The following is an 18,138-nucleotide window of genomic DNA, read 5'->3' as shown; positions in this document are numbered from 1 at the left end:
GCTACTTAGCGCGCTGGCGATTACCACCTACCTTAGGTTTAGTGTTGGCTTTTTTAAACTGGCTAAAGCCAGTATGACGAGTAAGCGCAGGACGACCGCCCTTGTTACCTTTTCCGCCTTTGGTTTGTCTTTCATCTCGTCCTTCTTCAGGGACTAAACAGTTAGGTCCTTTACCAATAAGCTTGGCTTTGCCCATGTTACGCAGGGCTTCGCGGACCATTGGCCAACCGGCAGGATCGTGATAGCGTAAAATTGCTTTATGCAAACGACGTTGACGCGCTCCCTTAGGCACAGCAACTTGCTCAGTATTATTTTTAATATTACGAAGCGAGTTCATTTCTGTGTGGTAAATGGTGGTTGCGTTGGCCATCGGTGATGGATAAAAATTTTGTACCTGATCAAGCTTAAAATCATTCGATTTCAACCATAAAGCCATGTTTACCATGTCTTCATCTTTAGTCCCCGGGTGAGCAGAAATAAAGTATGGAATTAAATACTGCTTTTTACCCGCTTCTTTTGAGTACTTATCAAATAACGCTTTAAATTCATCATAGGCGCCCATACCTGGTTTCATCATTTTTGATAATGGGCCATCTTCTGTGTGTTCAGGTGCTATTTTTAAATATCCACCAACATGATGGGTTACTAGCTCTTTAACGTAACGAGGATCACGTACTGCAAGGTCATAACGCACGCCCGAAGCAATTAAGATCTTTTTGATCCCTTTAACCTCACGCGCCTTTTTATATAAGTCGATAGTGGGTGTGTGATCGGTATCCATATGCTTACAAATATCAGGATACACACACGACAAGCGACGGCACGTACTCTCTGCTTTTTTACTGGTACAACGCAGTTTGTACATATTTGCAGTTGGCCCACCTAAATCAGAGATAACCCCAGTAAAGCCCGGCACTTTATCTCTAATTTGTTCAATTTCTTCGATAATCGATTCTTGAGAACGGCTTTGTATTATGCGCCCCTCATGCTCGGTAATAGAACAAAACGAACAGCCGCCAAAACAGCCGCGCATAATATTTACCGACGTTTTAATCATATCGTAAGCAGGGATTTTATTATCGCCATAACTTGGATGTGGAATACGCTGGTAAGGTAAACCAAACACGTCATCCATTTCCTGAGTTTCAAGCGGATAAGCCGGCGGATTCACCCAAATAGAACGATCGCCATGACGCTGAAATAACGCCCTTGCACAACCTGGGTTGGTTTCTTGATGTAAAATACGTGATGCATGGGCATACAAAGGCTTATTAACGCTAACCTGCTCAAATGCCGGCAGTTTAACGTAAGTTTTTTCCCACGGCTTAGGACGAGCAGGCTGGATGGTAATTGGTTTTGCAGCTTCTGCTTGTAAATCGATGCCGGCTTGCTTAAATTCTGATTTAGCACAGCCCACATCATCCGCGCCATAAGGATTAGGAATAGGGTCTATTTTACCAATTTTATCAATGGCTGTTGAGTCACTGCCACGCCAACCAGGTAAAGGCTCTTTACGAATAACTGCCGTGCCTCTAACATCCTGTATGGTATCCATGGTTTCACCGGCAGCGATACGATGCGCTACTTCAACTAACGGGCGTTCGGCATTACCATAAATTAAAATATCGCCTTTAGCGTCAAATAATACGCTACGACGTACTTTTTCTTGCCAGTAATCATAATGAGCAATACGGCGCAGGCTAGCTTCAATGCCCCCTAACACTAATGGCACATCTTTGTAGGCTTCACGACAGCGTTGTGAATAAATGATCACTGCGCGATCTGGGCGTTTACCGCCGACATTTCCTGGTGTGTATGCGTCATCATGGCGCATTCGTTTTTCAGCGGTGTAACGATTGATCATCGAGTCCATATTACCGGCTGTAATACCAAAAAATAAGTTAGGCTTACCCAATGCCATAAACGCATCTTTAGAGTTCCAATCTGGTTGAGCAATAATGCCCACTCTAAAACCTTGCGCTTCTAGCACTCGGCCAATTACGGCCATCCCAAAACTAGGATGGTCTACATAAGCATCACCGCTAATAATAATAATATCGCAGCTATCCCAGCCAAGCGCGTCCATTTCTTCGCGTGTTGTTGGTAAAAATGGAGCTGTGCCATAACACTCAGCCCAATACTTGGGGTATGAGAATAAGGCGCGTTCAGCTTTTAATGTGCTCATAAAATTGGCCGTTCAATAACAAAAGGCGCGAATTATACCCTATCGACATCCCCGTTGATATAGCACAAAATGAAAGCGCTGATTAAAAATTGTTTACCTTTATTGCATTACTAAAACTAATAAATCATCTAAACTTATTACGGCTAATGTCTGCTTTTGGAATAATACAAGGTAGATAAAATAGATCAAAAGCAACCGCGACTTCGTTAAACTATTAAATAATTAATAATTGATAGACGCTGTAAATTAAAATAGATGAGGAATACCTATTAAACTACTTAAAAAAATAATGCAGTTTTCAATCATTTTACTCCTGGTTTTTGTTGTCGTTGGATTATTGTTACCACAAAATTATCATGTGCAAAAAAGTATAAAGATTAACGCACGCGCTCCCGTAATAAAGTCATTAGTTGAGGACTTTACCCAGTGGTATAAATGGTCACCCTGGCAACAAATAGACCCTAATATTAAGTTTAATATTGGAGAACCGAGCTCTGGCGCAGGAGCCTACCAATCTTGGGAAGGTAAATGGGGCAAAGGCGAAATGACAATATCGTCATTAAGCGATAATGAAGTTGTATTTAGTGTGTTATTTAATCAAGAGCATATTATCACTAGCAAATTGCTATTTAGCCCGCACACAAAAACCGTCACGTGGCATATAGAAGGACAAGCAACGATGCCGCTTATTTCTGGGTACGTTGCTATATTTGCTGAAAATATATTAGGTAATATAGTGACCCTAGGGCTAAATAACTTAAAAACGGTCGCTCAACTCAGTGATGCACAAGCAATAATGGAAAGCCATGACAGTCAAAACCGCACAAGCCAGGATTAAACTTGCCAATATTATTGAGTCACTGCTAGGTTACTCGGTCACAAAAGTGAGTAATACGCCTGCCATTGATGAAAAAACCTATAATCCTCAAGGTAAAGCCAAATCGCTTTATAGTATTAATAGCGAGCATTCAATTTTAGCGCGTGCTCAAAAAAGACAAGACTTACTACTGATTAAACAGCAACAAAATATTGAGACTATTTTAGCCTTAGCAATGGAGTTTTGTCCTGATGTTGCTTGCGCCAAACAGCCCGATGCTGATTGGGTAGAGCACTTTATAGCCTTATGTGAAGATACCTCAAATCAATCTATGCAAGTGTTGTGGGCAAAAATTTTTACTGGCGAAACCATTAGCCCAGGTACTTTTTCTATTAAAAGTTTACAAACACTCAAGCACATGACCCAGCGCGAAGCCGATTCATTAAGAAAGTGCGTGTCTATTTCTGGGTATAACGAAAAGGATAGCAGCCACCTAATATTCTTGGGGTATTACAAAAAACCCTCGTTATTTGATTTACTAGGTAAAGGCAATAAAGTGTCATTAAGCATAGGTAAAAGCGGCGTGAGCTTTCCAGACGTACTAACTTTAATGGATTTAAACTTGCTGTATCGTAAAGAAATAGAGTCAGCGGCATTAAAAGTAGGACAAGAGTTCACCCTATCCTTTTTATCACAAAAACTAACCTTAAAAGCAAAAAGTAACGATTTGGTGCTTAGCTATTATAAGTTTACTCAAACAGGTGATGAACTATTTAGATTAATGAACTACCCAATTAACAAGGTGTACAAACAGTTAATTGGTTCAGCATTTGAAGGGGAGTTTGAATTAGTTTGGCATTCTTTAAAATAGCAAACAGAGATGACTAATAATAAAAGCGTGTGTTAGCTTTTAAAAATAAGAGCCACACAAGGTGGCTCAAAATAAAACTTTAATTAAAAGTGAACCTGAATACCGGCAAACGGCCCCGATGCATCAATATCAGTATTAATATCATCGACATCATCAAGTTCTAAAACCATAGAGCGGTAGCCCGCTTTAACCGCAACATCAACTGCTAGGTTATCAATAAATTCCCAAGCAATACCCATTTGGTAATCTTGTACTTTACTGTCATCGATGGCTAAAAAGCTGCCTTCAGCAAAAACACTTAAACCACTAAATGGTAAACCCGCTTCAAAACGTCCATATACTAACGGCACAACACCAGAGAACTCTTCGATTTCAGTAAAGTTAGCGCCACCTTGTTGTGATGTACCTGTTACAACAAGCTCACCATCAAACTGCTTAGCATTAAGACCTAAATCAATTGAGATTAAATCGTTATCAAAAATCTCGTAGTAAAGAATATAATCAATGTGCGATAAGTCAGTCACTGAATTAACATCAGTGCCAACAATATAATCAGTACCGTTAAAACTAAATGTGTCTTCAAGCACTGTTGAGCCGTTTAATTCAAGCTCAGTGTATTTTAACTTTAAGTTTGGCACTAATGGCACTGGGTGCTCAAGCGCAGCGTAATAACTTACAAAAGTTTCATCTTCAAAGTTGAAGTTTTGCAGGGCGTTATTGTTATCAGAAAAGCTACCGTCATTATCTGCTTTCCAACCATCAACCCCTACATATAAACCCAATACAGTGTCGGCTTGTGCTACAGGGGCTAAACATGCCATTGATAAGGCTGCTGCTATACAATACTTTTTCATTTTTTATCCTTGCGCTAATAATTCGCTAAGTTCAATTAGTGCCGCATTGGCTCTAGAAATATAATTTGCCATAACAAGTGAATGGTTGGCGACATAACCAAATCCATTACCGTTTAAAATCATTGGGCTCCATACCGTTTCTTGGGTTGCTTCAAGCTCGCGAATAATTTGTTGCAAGCTGACACGGGCGTTCTTTTTATCAAGCACATCGGCAAAATCATATTCAACCGCCTGTAAAAAGTGCAGTAAAGCCCAAGTGGCCCCACGTGACTCATAAAATACATCATCAATTTCCCACCATGATGTTTTTATTTGTTGTTGTAAAGGCGTATAGGTGGCCTGTGTATTTGAAGAGTTACCGGCGAGGTCAGTGTTAACCTTATCTTGACCCACGCTTGCACTTAAACGCTGACTTAAGCTGCCTAAACGCTTTTCAGCTTCTTTTAACCAACTGCGTAGGTTATCTGCACGAGAGTAAAATTGGCTATCGCGCTCATGCTGATTGGCTATTTGAGAACGATATACCATTAAATAATCAATTCCTTTTTGGTATTCACCCTCAGCACTTGGCCATGCCCATGCTTCAGAGCTGATATTAAATTGTGGCTGAGCTTTTTTGAGCGCTTCGTGTTCAGTTGATTGCGATTGTGAGCGGCTAAAATCTTTTCGCATAGACAACGCTAAATCACGCACCATTTCCAGCGCACCATACTCCCAGGCCGGCATATTGTCCATTATTACGCTCGGTGGTAGCACATCATTTGATAAGTAACCGCCTGATTTAGTTAAAAGCGTATCAGCTACAGTGATGAGTGTTGAAGTTGTTACATAACCTGTGACTAGTTTTTCACTGCGTTGCTGCGCTTGTTGCTTAGCATTTTGCACAACATCAAAACGTGAAGGCTCTATACTCCAGTACACTGCAATGGCGTAAAACACGACAAATAACAGTACCAGTGCCGTTATTATTTTTCCTTTATGCTGTGACATTTATCCTCCTAATGATGACTATGATCTTTCGATGCTTTTACCGGCTCTGCTTGTGAGGCTAACGAAACGACTTTTGCATTGGTAAATACTCGGTTCCCGTCTTCAAAATATAGCGTGAGTTTACGTTCTTGACCTACTTTTAACGGTTCTTGTGGTTCAAACACCATTAAATGATAGCTGCCTGGCTTAAAATCGAGTTGTTGGTGAGCTTTAATAAGCAATGATTCGACTTTTTGCATTTTCATCATACCGTCAGCGTGAACGTGCTCATGAATTTCAACACGCCCTAGGCCATCAATTGTCGCTTTAGTCAACGTTGCTGGTACATTGCTGTGGTTTTTAATACTAAAGTAAGCCACACTGGCTTTGGTTGCCGGCAAAAACTCTCTTACTTGCGCATGTGTTACTTGTAGCTGCGCAACAACACTATCGTGTTCATGTCCTTCGTGCGCCATTAACGAAGACGAAAAAACACCCACCATTAATGCACTTGCTATCAAAATACATTGTTTAATCATCAGTAAAATCCTTGTTAAAACAAAAAAATATAGTTTAAATTTATCATAATTCCCCTATGTTAGGCAGCTAATTTAAGCTCAAGAGACGACTTTTTTGTTATCTGCGATTAACCAACACAGCCCTGCTACAAACAATAACGGCCAAGCAATCATCAATGATCCGAATAAAAAAGCTAAAATAGTACCAGCCAGTGCCACCATCGCCGCGCCAACTAACCCCATCGTCACTAAAGCAACAATCGCAATAACAACGATAATAGCAACTAATGCACCAATGAGCTCTATACCTGTCCAGCTAATATCTGAGATCCATAGCGGAAACTGCCACACATCAAAGTGAATAATTGAACCGCTATTAATTAAAAACAACGCAAGAATAACTAGGCACACGGCGAATGTTTTCATGCTGCTCTCCTTACACTGCTTTTTCTTCAAGGCAACAGTGAGCAATTAAATAACCTAGCGCCACTGCAAACGGAAAACTTAAAAATAATAAAACAGTCACTAAGCGAGTAGACCATACCGGAAAGTCTAGTCGGTAAGCTAACCCACTACAGACGCCTGATATTTTTTTGTTAAGCGTATTTTTGTACCAACGACGGTGTGTATTAAAACTATTCATAACAATCTCCTTAAGCTGTTTGTTTATTAGCAGTATTTAAACTTGCTTTTAAACTAGCCAGTTCTGCATCAATTTTTTCATTTTTAACCAGTGACTCAATTTGCATAGCTGTATTGCTCGCAGTATCTGTGAGCTCATACGCTGCAACTTGCGACTCTACACTTTCAACGCGGCGCTCTATTTGCTCAAATCGTGATAAGGCAAAAGCCACTTTATCGCTTTGTAGTTGCGTATTTATTTTTGCCCTTGCCTCAACTACGTTTTCACGCTTTGCAAGTTGTGCTTGCTTTGCTTTTGCCTGCGTCATTTTTTGCTGTAAGCGCTCGCAGTCTTCAGTGATTTTAGTAATCGATTGTTGTAATGCCTCAAGCTGCGTTTGCAAGCACCCTATGCTTTGTTCAACTGTGTGTTTTTCGGCTAATGCTGATTTAGCTAAATCGTCACGATTTTTTGTCACAGCATGCTCAGCTTTTAATTGCCAATTTGCGAGCGCTTGCTGTTTATTACTTATTTGACGTTTAATGCTCTTTTCTTCACATAAAAGTGCAGCTGCCGTACTACGACACTCATTAAGCGCTTCTTGCATTTCAGTAAGCATTAAATTGAGTAACTTTTCTGAGTCTTCTGCTTTATCAAGCATAGCTACAATATTTGCTTGAATGACGTCGTTTACGCGGTTAAATATGCCCATGTTATTCTCCTGATGATTTTTATTTATACATCAACAGGATTCCAAGAGTTATGCCAACAACTTAAAATGGTTTTATTTTCATTAAATATCATGTAGTTAAGTTATTTTAAGTAGGTAAATTAATGACTCGCCACTGAATGAAATTAAGTCGAATTGGCTAATAAATTAAACTTTTGACCAAAATTTGGGATCAAAAAAAGCCACCTGAGGTGGCTTTTTTCTATACAGAGGATCTATTATTCGGGTACGTAACTTAGTGCTTTATCCATAACACTCAAATCAGCTTGCTTGCCATGGCCATTTTCAGATAAATGGCGTCTAAAACCACGCGCACCGGGTTGTCCCTGAAAAATACCTAACATATGGCGAGCAACATGCCAAAAGTTAGCGCCTAAACGCATCTCTTCTTCAATGTAATCATACATAGAGCGCACAACATCATGACGTGTCTGAGTATTAGCAGCATCACCATATATTTTTTCATCAACTTCATTTAGCATAAATGGATTGCTGTAAGCCTCTCGCCCAACCATCACTCCATCTATGTACTGTAAATGCTCAAGGCTTTGCTCAATGGTTTTAACACCGCCATTAATACTTAAATCAAGTTGTGGATAATCTTTTTTAAGCTGGTAAACGCGGGGGTAGTTAAGCTCAGGAACTTCGCGATTTTCTTTTGGACTCAATCCTTTTAGCCATGCCTTACGGGCATGAATAATAAAATCATCACAGCCTACTTTATGCGATGCTTCAATAAGCGCACATAAAAATTCATAGGAATCTTGCTCATCAATACCAATGCGCGTTTTTACCGTAACAGGAATACTGACTTCACTTTTCATTGCAGCAACACACTCTGCCACAAGCTCGGGCTCTGCCATTAAACAGGCACCAAAACGCCCATTTTGCACACGATCTGATGGGCAACCTACGTTAAGGTTTATTTCATCATAACCGCGCTCACCTGCAAGCTTGGCACACTGTGCTAGCGCTTGCGGATCTGAGCCCCCCAGCTGCAGCGCTACTGGGCCTTCATGTTGATTAAAGTGCAAATAGTCACCACGGCCAAACAAAATAGCACCTGTGGTGATCATTTCAGTGTAGAGGACGGTGTGCTTTGTCATTTTACGATGAAACGTACGACAATGGCGATCAGTCCAATCGAGCATGGGGGCAACAGAAAAGCGTCGATTTAAAGTACGTTTATCCAAAATGTAGTCCTCAAAAATTTATAATTTAAGCACAGCTTAAAAGGCGCTGCATTTTACACAAAAGCCCCATGCGCAGCAATATTAAGCAAACACCTGCAAGCCAAAGTATTGTGCGATACCATTTAAAATATTCGTTACTGCGACTGAGCTTAAAATTAACCCCATAATTCGGCTAATAATACTTGCCCCACTATCACCTATTATTTTATGTACATGCGTAGCAAGTAATAACAAAATAAGTACCACCACTAAAACGGCCAGCATCATTGATGAGGTAATCATTTGTTCAACCCAAGTATATTCTTCATTACGCGTCATTAATACCGCACCTAACATAGCGCCTGGGCTTGCAATTGAGGGTATAGCCAGCGGAAAAATAGCGGTTTCAGTGCTATCGCGAACACTTTTAATTTCAGCTTCGGGTTTACTTTCACCAAACGTCATGGAGAGTGCAAAAATTAATAAGATCAACCCACCGGCTATTTGAAATGCCGATAGTGGAATCTCAATCACATTGAGTAATTGCTCACCGGCAACCACAAAAAATAACAGTACTAAAGCAGATACACCCACTGCTTTAAAAATTACTTTACGCTTAAACTTGTCGTCATCACCCCGAGTTACGGCGATAAAAACCGGAATTGTGCCGATTGGATCGATAACTGCAAAAAAGAAAATAAATATGGCTAATAGTTCATGCATTAATGAATACCTTTTCACAAAAGCGGTTAATAAAACGCTGCAACTACAATACAGTATGTTAGTATATCACGGCAAAGTAAGGATGAGAGAAGATGAATATAGAATCACTCGTAAGTAAAGCAAAACAAGTATGCGACAACCGTGGTGCGCGATTCACACCTATTCGCGAAAAGGTATTTCGTTTATTAGCAAGCGCTCAAGGTGGTGTGGGTGCATACGATTTGCTAGAGCAATTAAAAGTCACTGAAACAGGCGCAAAACCTGCGACAATTTATCGTGCTTTAGACTTTTTAGCAGAACTCGGTTTTATTCATAAAATTGAAAGCACTAATGCATTCATGTTGTGTCATCACTTTGATCATATTCATCCTGTTCAATTACTAATTTGCGATACATGTGGGTTTGTTAAAGAGCTGCATTCAACAGTAATTTCACATGAGCTCAATAACTTAGCAGCCGAAAGTGGCTTTGTAGTTTCTGGGCAAACCATAGAAGCACACGGTAAATGTGACGCTTGTCGAGCATAGCTGAGCGACTATAGCTATACTTTACGTATACCCTCTATCAGTACCAATTTAAGGATATATAATATGAATGTAGAGTTCATTAATCCCTTTTTATCTTCTTTGATGAATGTATTGAGCACCATGGCTCAAACTCAGTTAAAACCAGGTAAACCTCGCATTAAAACCGATGAAGTAGCCTGTGGTGATGTATCGGGATTAATTGGTATGGTTGGCCCCCAAACTCGCGGTTCATTTTCAATAACCTTCGACGAAAGTTTAGCGCTGACTATAATGGAACGTATGTTAGGTGAGCGACCTGACAGCGTAAATGAAGAAGTCACTGACATGGTCGGCGAAATAACCAATATGGTCACCGGTGGTGCTAAAAACCTATTAGGTGAAAAAGGCTATGACTTTGCCATGGCAACCCCCATTGTTGTGTCTGGTAAAAACCATACTATTACGCATAAAAGTGACGGCAAAAAAATTATTATGCCATTTACCAGTGATGCAGGTAATGCAAACATTGAAGTGAGCTTCGATAAGCTATGAGCTGGTCGCAAACCACGATTACATTAAAGCCTCGCTCGCGGGGCTTTCACTTAATTGATAACGACATACTGACTAAACTCCCACAGCTGAGCCAACTAAAAATAGGGTTATTACACTTATTTATTCAACACACCTCTGCCAGCTTAACCATTAATGAAAATGCCGATCCGACCGTGCGTATGGATATGGAAAGCCACTTCAATCAGTTTGTACCTGAGCGCCAGCCTTATTATCGTCATGACTATGAGGGCGATGATGATATGCCTGCTCATATTAAAACCAGCACTTTAGGTTGCGAGTTAACGATACCTATTAATAATGGTCAATTAGCGCTGGGGACTTGGCAAGGAATATACTTAGGCGAACATCGCGACCATGGCGGGGCTAGGCGAATTATTGCCACTTTGCAAGGCGAAACGTTTTAGAGCTAGGTTTTAGGTTTTAGGTTTTAGGTTTTAGGTTTTAGGTTTTAGGTTGATACGACCCCGATAAAGTAGACACGGGTTTTTAATTCATTAACTCGTATTGCATGGGACTCACATTTCCTAGCGTGCCATGCATTCTTACTGAGTTGTAGTAGTTTTCGATATAAAAGCGACTTTGTACTGTCATTTCACTACGACTCAGTTCATTTAAATTGTTCATCCATTCTTTTTTATACTGGGCAAAAAAGCTTTCTGAGCAGGCATTATCCCAGCAATTCCCTTTTCTCGACATGCTAATTGTTACCTGTCGGTTGTTCAACCACGATATTGTTTCTTTTGCACGATACTGGCTGCCTTGGTCTGAGTGAAATAATAAGCGACTTCCATCAGGTTTACGTGCATCCCATGTTTTTTTTAACGCTCTAATCACCAAGTCTGCGCTGTTAACTCGACTTGTTGCCCAACCAACGACTTTGCGTGAGTATAAATCTAAAATTACACATAAATACTGCCAACCCTCTCTGCAACGAACTTGCGTTATGTCTGACACCCATACCGTATTGGGTTCATCAACACTAAACTCACGACCCAATAAGTTTTCTGCAGTGATATGCCCCTGCTTTTTTCCGCTACCGGTATATCGGCGTTTACCCGCGGCTGAGCGGTAACCCATACTCTGCAGTAATCGCTGCACACGGCCTTTACTACACTCATACCCATTATCTATAGCGGCTTTCCACAACTTTCTGTAGCCCGGAATACAGTGCTCATCACTACTTACTTTTTTCAAAAACTCAAGCAATGAGTCGTTTTCTGACGCACGTTGACTTAATGATTGCTTTAGCCATTTATAATATCCAGCTTTTGATACTGACAACCATGTGCATAATTTTTTTATCGTTTTCTTAGCTGTCGCAGCTTGGTGAATATACTCAAATCTTATTCTTTTCGGCTGTCCAAGTAGGCCTTCGCCTTTTTTAACACATCGTTCTCCAACTGCGCATCTTCCAATTGCTTTTCAAGCTTACGCACTTGGCGCTCCAAATCTTTATATGACTTATCAGGGCCTTGGTTTTTAATTGGGTTAGATGTACTTTTTGACGTCATTTTTCGTCTCCATTTAGATAATAAGACAGGGTTAATGCCCAGCCGATGAGCTATTACATTAACAGTATCTGGAGAGTCTAACGATTGTTCAACTGCTTTTGTTTTAAATTCAATTGAATGACTACGCCTAGTTTTGATTTTCATAACACTTATTCCTTAAATAAGTGTCCACTTTTATAGAGTCGTATCAGGTTTTAGGTTTTAGGTTTTACAACACAGATCGTTCGCATCCATTGAGTACTTCAAATCTAATAAAAATTATATAAATTAAATTTATAATGATTCACATGTGGATTATTGTTTGCTATTTAAAAATGAATATCTGGAAAGTAAATAAGATTGGAGCGGTACACGAGGCTCGAACTCGTGACCTCGACCTTGGCAAGGTCGCGCTCTACCAACTGAGCTAGTACCGCATTATATGAAGATTCTAGGTCCTAGGTTCTAGGTTCTAAGTTCTAGGTTCTGTCAAAATTAAACCTTGTTCCTTTCGCCTTTCATCTTGAATCTTTATTTCTACTACAATTTCTTTTGGTGAGAAATTGGAGCGGCACACGAGGCTCGAACTCGTGACCTCGACCTTGGCAAGGTCGCGCTCTACCAACTGAGCTAGTGCCGCATTCAAAATAGTCAGTAATTCGTCCGTTAGTGCGCGACGGGTCGCGTCCTACATTCTGGCAACTGAGCTAGTGCCGCATTCAAAATAGTCAGTAATTTGTCCGTTGGTGCGCGACAGGTCGCGTCCTACATTCTGGCAACTGAGCTAGTGCCGCATTATATCAATTTTAACTTTTCATCTTGAACTACAATTTCTTTGGTGAGAAATTGGAGCGGCACACGAGGCTCGAACTCGTGACCTCGACCTTGGCAAGGTCGCGCTCTACCAACTGAGCTAGTGCCGCATTCAAAATAGTCAGTAATTCGTCCATTGGTGCGCGACAGGGCGCGTTCAACATTCTGGCAACTGAGCTAGTGCCGCATTCAAAAGTCAAAGCTCAAACACACTAACCCCGCGGGGGTTATCGTCTTGAGCGGGGCAGGATTCTACAATAATTAGGGTGCTTTGCAAGTATTTTTTATAAATTAAAAAACTTTTCTCGGTAAACCTTTAATTCCATAATCGAATCTTTAATGTCGTCTAACGCTAAATGTGACCCTTTTTTATTCACTTGAGCCAATACATCTGGTTTCCAACGACGAGCAAGTTCTTTAATGGTACTTACATCTAAATTACGGTAATGAAAAAAGTCTTCAAGCTCACGCATATACTTATTCATAAAACGACGATCTTGGCCAATCGAGTTACCACACATGGGTGAAGCACCCGCTGGCACCCATTGCTTTAAAAACGCGAGGGTTTGCTCAACGGCATAAGCTTCATCGAAAGTACTTGCCTTACAACGCGCTGTAAGCCCTGATTTGCCATGCTGAGTTGTACACCACTCATCCATACCATCAAGTAGTTCATCACTTTGATGAATGGCAATGGTTGGGCCTTCGGCTAATATATTCAGATCAGCGTCAGTGACAACAGTTGCAATTTCAAGTATTTTGTCAGTCTCTGGTTCAAGTCCGGTCATTTCCAGATCGAGCCAAATTAAATTTGATTTATTAATAGTCATAATTACCTTAAACGGTGCTTTTCTTTAGATCCAACGCATTTCGATATATCATATTAGCATCAACCGTCGAGCTAAAGCTTTTTTTGGCAAACTCGGCATTTAACTCAGGTTATAGGCCTCAAGTGGCAAAACAGAAAAAATTAAGTAAAGGCCAATCCCGTAGGATCAAGGCCAATCATCAAAAGCGCTTATCGAATGCCGATACAAAACCGGCAAAAGTCGGCGCGCAAGAATGGCAAACAGATAATTTAGGTCAAGTGGAAAATGCGATTGTTATTAGCCGCTTTGGACAACATGCCGATGTAGAAACACAAAACGGTGATGTATTACGTTGTAATATTCGTCGTACCGTATCGAACTTGGTTTGCGGCGATGAAGTATTGTTTCGCCGTGCAAAAGTAAGTGAAGGTGATTTAGCGGGTGTTATTGAAGCAACTCAAGAGCGCCGTTCACAACTCACGCGCCCCGATTTTTATGATGGGGTTAAAGTGATTGCCGCTAACATTGATCAAATTTTAATGGTTTCAGCGGTACTGCCAGAGTTTACCCCGAGCATTATTGACCGCTATTTAATTGCCTGTGAAGACATGGGTATCGAACCCATTTTAGTACTGAATAAAATTGATTTAATTGATGAAGCTGGTTTAAACGAAATACAACAAATCCTCGACATTTACCGTAAGCTTAATTATCAGGTGCTGCTAGTTAGTAATATAACTGGCGAAGGCATTAATGAGTTAAAAGAAGTACTTGCGGGCAAAAACAATATTTTTGTTGGTCAAAGTGGCGTGGGTAAATCTACCTTAGTTAACACTGTACTGCCGGATGCTGAAATTTTGACTAAAGAAGTGTCTGAAAACAGCGGGCTTGGCCAGCACACCACCACGGTATCACGCCTTCATCATTTACCGAGCGGGGGTAATTTAATTGACTCACCGGGAATTCGTGAATTTGGCCTATGGCATTTAGATGTTGAACGCGTCACTTGGTGCTTTAAAGAATTTAGAGAATTTATAGGCGGATGCCGGTTTAGAGATTGTAAACATTTAAACGATCCGGGCTGTATAATTAAACAAGCGGTAGCCGATGGCGATATTTCAAAATTACGCTTTGAAAGCTACCACCGTATTTTAGAAACCATGGCCGATGGCCGTGCAGGCGCTCGTGCGCCCCGCGTATAATAAGGGAATAACCTGTGAGTTTAGATAAATTTAAAATCGCCATGCAGTATGCCATGCCAAAACACTTTATTTCTCGTGTGGTAGGTAAACTTGCTGCAGCAAAAGCCGGTGCGTTAACAACCACATTAATTAAATTATTTATTAAACAATATAAAATAGATATGAGCGAAGCTAAATATTCAGATCCGGCTCATTACAAAAGCTTTAATGAATTTTTTACCCGTCCGTTAAAAGACGGTGTGCGTCCTATGGTTGAAGATGACGATATTATTATTCATCCAGTAGACGGCGCAATTAGCCAACTAGGCGACATTGTTGATGGTCAACTTATTCAAGCTAAAGGCCACGATTACAGCTTACAAGCATTGTTAGGTGGATCACAAGACGACACAACCCCGTTTTTAGGCGGTAAATTTGCAACTATTTACTTAGCCCCAAAAGATTACCACCGTATTCATATGCCAATTGATGGCACGCTAAGCAAAATGATTTATGTACCGGGCGATTTATTTTCAGTAAACCCACTTACCGCTCAAAACGTACCAAATTTATTTGCCCGTAACGAGCGTGTAGTGGCTATTTTTGAAACTGAAATTGGCCCGCTAGCTATGGTTTTAGTAGGCGCAACCATTGTTGCCAGCATAGAAACTATTTGGGCTGGCACAGTGACTCCACCAGCTGGCAGTGATGTGTTTAGCTGGAACTACCCAACTAAAGGCGAAAACGCGATCACCCTTAAGAAAGGGGAAGAAATGGGTCGCTTTAAATTAGGCTCAACGGTTGTGCTCGCATGGGGTGCGAACAAAGCAGAAATATTAGACGATCAACTCCCAGAGGTAGTTACTCGTTTAGGCACTGCCTTTGCAAAAATTGATGATTAATAGGTAGTGTCAGTTCGAGCTTAAAAAAACACCGCGTTTATTTTCAATAACCGCGGTGTTTTCTTGTAAACGTAGAGCTTACTCACGTTAAAAGCCAAGCTTTTCATTACTCATACCCGCCACACTCTTTACACGCTAAATCCTTAGTCATCTTAAAATGCTGTTGCTTTAAGCTTAATGCGTCAAACGTTATAAACATATTCCCCTTAAAATGACCTAACAACATATTGAGGGTTAATTGTGCCTGCATTGACCCAACAATCCCAAGTAAAGGGCTAATTACCCCGGCATTACTACAATTTATAACCGGTGCATCGCTACTTTGAGGGAAAACACAGCCGTAACATGGACTGTCACTTTGTCTAAAATCAAACCCCATTAATTGCCCTTGAGTTGCCAGCGCAGCCCCTGTAATTAAGCGAGTGTTATTAGCAATGCAATAGCGATTTACCGTGTATCGAGTCGCAAAGTTGTCAGAGCAATCAAGTACTATGTCGGCGTTTTTTAAGAGCAACGCACTGTTGGTATCATCCAGCTTTTGAGTGTGGGTTATTATATTTATTTGATTGTTAAGGCTCGCAAGCACTTTTCCAGCCGCGCGAACTTTGTTTTGCCCCAAATGATTTACTTTATAAAGCACTTGGCGCTGCAAGTTAGACAGTTCAACTACATCGTCATCAATTAAAATAAGCGACCCAATGCCAGCTGCCACTAAATACAGCAGCGCAGGACTACCTAAGCCACCTGCACCAACTACGGCAACCGTTGAGCGTTTCAGCGTTAACTGCCCTTCAAGCCCCACTTCATCAAGTAATATGTGGCGGCTATAACGCAAGATTTCTTTGTCGCTGAGCTGCTGCGTTTGCATGTTAGCAGGCATTCTCATTTATCACCGATTTTAAAGTATTGATTGCCTCTACATAATCATCAGCCTCGGTAATAGCACGCACCACGGCTACACTGCCCACGCCCGTTTTAGCAACCTCTTGCGCCCTATTTAAATCAATTCCGCCAATAGCCACTGTAGGATAGCTTTGCATTAATGGCACAAACCGAGTTAGCTTTTCAAGCCCCTGTATCTGGCCAGTCATGTCTTTGGTGGTGGTAGGATAAATCGCGCCAAAGGCCATGTAGCTTGGGCGGTAATTATGCGCCCGAAGCATTTCATAAAAGCCATGGGTAGAAAGACCAAGTCGCAGGCCTGCTTCTTTTATAGCAACTAAGTTTGCACTCTCTAAGTCTTCTTGCCCTAAATGCACCCCATAGGCGCCATGTTTGATGGCAAGTTGCCAGTAATCATTTATAAATACCTGCGCATTATACTGCTCACCCAAGGTGACCGCTTTGGCAATCAGTTCATCTAGCTCATTCTGCGTTTTATTTTTAACACGAAGCTGAGCTGTTTTAATTCCTTGCTGTAAGCACTTTTCTAGCCATTCAATACTATCAACCACACCATAGAGGCCAAGCTTTTTACTTTCACAGGCTGCAAAATCAGCAGCCATATTAAAATCAAGCGGCACATCAAAATCCAACTCATCACCTAACCAGCTACCCGGTTCAATCACCTGAGGGTAATGCGCTAAATTGGTAGGAAACTGCGTTTGTGCAACCGGCCCTATGCCCTCGCCATAGCGAACTGATTGCTTTAAACCTTGGTTTATATAGGCTTTAGCTAAAATAAACGCATCTTTTAACGGATAGTCTTTTGCAAGACACGCAGCAATTACTGACGCCATACTGCACCCTGTACCATGGCTATGAGGAACTTGAATTTTTTCATTACCTAGCCAATAGTCTTCACCGTTTTGTGTGCAGTAATCAATGCAATACCCGCTTGGGTAATCCCAATGTCCGCCTTTAATCACCACCGCTTTTGCGCCCCACGCCATCAGCTTACTCGCCGCTTCTTTAATCGCTGCAGGGCCAATTAAATACACACCCGTTAATAACTGGGTTTCGTGGGTATTTGGGGTAATTACATCCACCAGCGGTAGTAAACATTCTTTTATCGCACTTACGGTGTCTTCTTCTGTTAGTAAGTCACCGCTTGAGGCAATAGCCACAGGGTCATACACAATAACCGGCGGGGTTGGCCATTTGGCTTTGTAATGGCTTATGTGCTCACTAATTAACTGAATTTGCTGCACATTGGCAAGCATACCAATTTTTATCACTTTGGCTTTCATGTCTTTTTCAAGTGCAAGCAACTGGGACTCAATAATATCGGTAGACACTGCATTAATGGCCTCTACACCTAAGCTATTTTGAGCGGTAAGCGCGGTGATTGCTGTACAACCATGCACACCAAAACTTTGCATTGCCTTAATATCGGCTTGAATACCCGCGCCGCCGCCAGAATCAGAGCCAGCAATTGTCCACACTACGTTTGTCATATTTTTC

At 41.1% G+C, this 18,138-nt stretch carries 20 protein-coding genes and 3 tRNA genes; 7 read left to right on the top strand and 16 right to left on the bottom strand.

What is annotated here, in order from left to right; all coding sequences use genetic code 11:
* Position 1: 1 nt before the first annotated feature.
* Entirely contained in the window at positions 2-2,185 is a 2,184-nt protein-coding gene (locus PSM_RS01965; RefSeq protein ID WP_013463977.1) for a YgiQ family radical SAM protein, read from the bottom strand.
* A 289-nt stretch (positions 2,186-2,474) separates the two neighbouring features.
* On the opposite strand from PSM_RS01965, the gene PSM_RS01960 reads away from it, so the two are divergent.
* A complete protein-coding gene (locus PSM_RS01960; RefSeq protein ID WP_028834533.1) occupies positions 2,475-3,023 on the top strand; it encodes an SRPBCC family protein in 549 nt (182 codons plus the stop codon).
* Positions 2,992-3,873 carry a TIGR03899 family protein gene (locus PSM_RS01955; RefSeq protein ID WP_013463975.1) on the top strand — a complete coding sequence of 294 codons (882 nt, stop codon included), beginning with the start codon at positions 2,992-2,994 and terminating at the stop codon, positions 3,871-3,873. Before PSM_RS01960 ends, PSM_RS01955 begins: the two co-directional genes overlap by 32 nt.
* An 83-nt stretch (positions 3,874-3,956) precedes the next feature.
* Here PSM_RS01955 and PSM_RS01950 read toward each other — a convergent pair whose 3' ends face one another.
* The 8 genes from PSM_RS01950 to PSM_RS01915 form a co-directional block, all read right to left on the bottom strand.
* Positions 3,957-4,727, bottom strand: a complete 771-nt coding sequence (locus PSM_RS01950) for a TIGR04219 family outer membrane beta-barrel protein (protein ID WP_013463974.1) — start codon at positions 4,725-4,727, stop codon at positions 3,957-3,959.
* A gap of 3 nt (positions 4,728-4,730) precedes the next feature.
* On the bottom strand, positions 4,731-5,717 hold the full coding sequence (locus PSM_RS01945; protein ID WP_013463973.1) for a DUF2333 family protein: 987 nt from the start codon (positions 5,715-5,717) through the stop codon (positions 4,731-4,733).
* A gap of 8 nt (positions 5,718-5,725) precedes the next feature.
* Positions 5,726-6,235, bottom strand: a complete 510-nt coding sequence (locus PSM_RS01940; protein ID WP_013463972.1) for a copper chaperone PCu(A)C — start codon at positions 6,233-6,235, stop codon at positions 5,726-5,728.
* A 78-nt stretch (positions 6,236-6,313) separates the two neighbouring features.
* Positions 6,314-6,640: a hypothetical protein gene (locus PSM_RS01935; protein WP_013463971.1), complete on the bottom strand. Its 327-nt coding sequence runs from the start codon at positions 6,638-6,640 to the stop codon at positions 6,314-6,316.
* Between the two features lie 10 nt (positions 6,641-6,650).
* Positions 6,651-6,857, bottom strand: a complete 207-nt coding sequence (locus PSM_RS01930) for a PspC domain-containing protein (RefSeq protein WP_013463970.1) — start codon at positions 6,855-6,857, stop codon at positions 6,651-6,653.
* 10 nt (positions 6,858-6,867) lie between these two features.
* Positions 6,868-7,548 (bottom strand): PspA/IM30 family protein, encoded by a 681-nt coding sequence (locus tag PSM_RS01925; protein WP_013463969.1) that lies wholly within the window; start codon positions 7,546-7,548, stop codon positions 6,868-6,870.
* Between the two features lie 236 nt (positions 7,549-7,784).
* Positions 7,785-8,717, bottom strand: a complete 933-nt coding sequence (dusA, locus tag PSM_RS01920) for a tRNA dihydrouridine(20/20a) synthase DusA (protein ID WP_013463968.1) — start codon at positions 8,715-8,717, stop codon at positions 7,785-7,787.
* 123 nt (positions 8,718-8,840) lie between these two features.
* Complete coding sequence (locus PSM_RS01915; protein WP_008115498.1) at positions 8,841-9,461, bottom strand: MarC family protein; 621 nt, start codon at positions 9,459-9,461, stop codon at positions 8,841-8,843.
* Between the two features lie 92 nt (positions 9,462-9,553).
* Between PSM_RS01915 and PSM_RS01910 the strand changes: the two genes are divergently transcribed.
* From PSM_RS01910 to PSM_RS01900, 3 genes are all read left to right on the top strand, one after another.
* Positions 9,554-9,988, top strand: coding sequence for a transcriptional repressor (locus PSM_RS01910; RefSeq protein ID WP_013463967.1), 435 nt, complete (start codon positions 9,554-9,556; stop codon positions 9,986-9,988).
* Between the two features lie 63 nt (positions 9,989-10,051).
* Complete coding sequence (locus tag PSM_RS01905; RefSeq protein WP_013463966.1) at positions 10,052-10,519, top strand: chemotaxis protein CheX; 468 nt, start codon at positions 10,052-10,054, stop codon at positions 10,517-10,519.
* A complete protein-coding gene (locus PSM_RS01900; protein ID WP_013463965.1) occupies positions 10,516-10,944 on the top strand; it encodes a secondary thiamine-phosphate synthase enzyme YjbQ in 429 nt (142 codons plus the stop codon). The genes PSM_RS01905 and PSM_RS01900 overlap by 4 nt, the downstream gene beginning before the upstream one ends.
* A gap of 82 nt (positions 10,945-11,026) precedes the next feature.
* On the opposite strand, the gene PSM_RS01895 is transcribed toward PSM_RS01900, so the two are convergent.
* The 5 genes from PSM_RS01895 to orn form a co-directional block, all read right to left on the bottom strand.
* Positions 11,027-12,195 (bottom strand): IS3 family transposase gene (locus PSM_RS01895; RefSeq protein ID WP_128860809.1). Its coding sequence is split into 2 segments (ribosomal slippage): positions 11,027-11,925 and positions 11,925-12,195, totalling 1,170 coding nucleotides; the frame shifts between segments, so codons are not numbered across the junction.
* Between the two features lie 196 nt (positions 12,196-12,391).
* Positions 12,392-12,467 (bottom strand) — tRNA-Gly (locus tag PSM_RS01885).
* A 127-nt stretch (positions 12,468-12,594) separates the two neighbouring features.
* A tRNA-Gly gene (locus tag PSM_RS01880) sits at positions 12,595-12,670 on the bottom strand.
* A 207-nt stretch (positions 12,671-12,877) separates the two neighbouring features.
* Positions 12,878-12,953 (bottom strand) — tRNA-Gly (locus PSM_RS01875).
* A 174-nt stretch (positions 12,954-13,127) separates the two neighbouring features.
* Positions 13,128-13,673, bottom strand: coding sequence for an oligoribonuclease (gene orn, locus PSM_RS01870; protein ID WP_008115490.1), 546 nt, complete (start codon positions 13,671-13,673; stop codon positions 13,128-13,130).
* Between the two features lie 122 nt (positions 13,674-13,795).
* Between orn and rsgA the strand changes: the two genes are divergently transcribed.
* Together rsgA and asd are read left to right on the top strand one after the other, a co-directional pair.
* Positions 13,796-14,854 carry a small ribosomal subunit biogenesis GTPase RsgA gene (gene rsgA / locus PSM_RS01865; RefSeq protein ID WP_013463964.1) on the top strand — a complete coding sequence of 353 codons (1,059 nt, stop codon included), beginning with the start codon at positions 13,796-13,798 and terminating at the stop codon, positions 14,852-14,854.
* 14 nt (positions 14,855-14,868) lie between these two features.
* A complete protein-coding gene (gene asd / locus PSM_RS01860; RefSeq protein ID WP_016900290.1) occupies positions 14,869-15,735 on the top strand; it encodes an archaetidylserine decarboxylase in 867 nt (288 codons plus the stop codon).
* A 106-nt stretch (positions 15,736-15,841) separates the two neighbouring features.
* On the opposite strand, the gene PSM_RS01855 is transcribed toward asd, so the two are convergent.
* Together PSM_RS01855 and thiE are read right to left on the bottom strand one after the other, a co-directional pair.
* Positions 15,842-16,621: a HesA/MoeB/ThiF family protein gene (locus tag PSM_RS01855; protein ID WP_013463962.1), complete on the bottom strand. Its 780-nt coding sequence runs from the start codon at positions 16,619-16,621 to the stop codon at positions 15,842-15,844.
* Positions 16,605-18,131: a thiamine phosphate synthase gene (gene thiE / locus PSM_RS01850; RefSeq protein ID WP_013463961.1), complete on the bottom strand. Its 1,527-nt coding sequence runs from the start codon at positions 18,129-18,131 to the stop codon at positions 16,605-16,607. Before thiE ends, PSM_RS01855 begins: the two co-directional genes overlap by 17 nt.
* Positions 18,132-18,138: the final 7 nt, after the last annotated feature.

The organism is Pseudoalteromonas sp. SM9913 (assembly GCF_000184065.1).
In the GTDB taxonomy this organism is placed as follows: Bacteria; Pseudomonadota; Gammaproteobacteria; order Enterobacterales; family Alteromonadaceae; genus Pseudoalteromonas; species Pseudoalteromonas tetraodonis.
The sequence above is the reverse complement of the archived record's forward strand: the minus strand, read 5'-3'. Positions and strand labels throughout refer to the sequence as shown.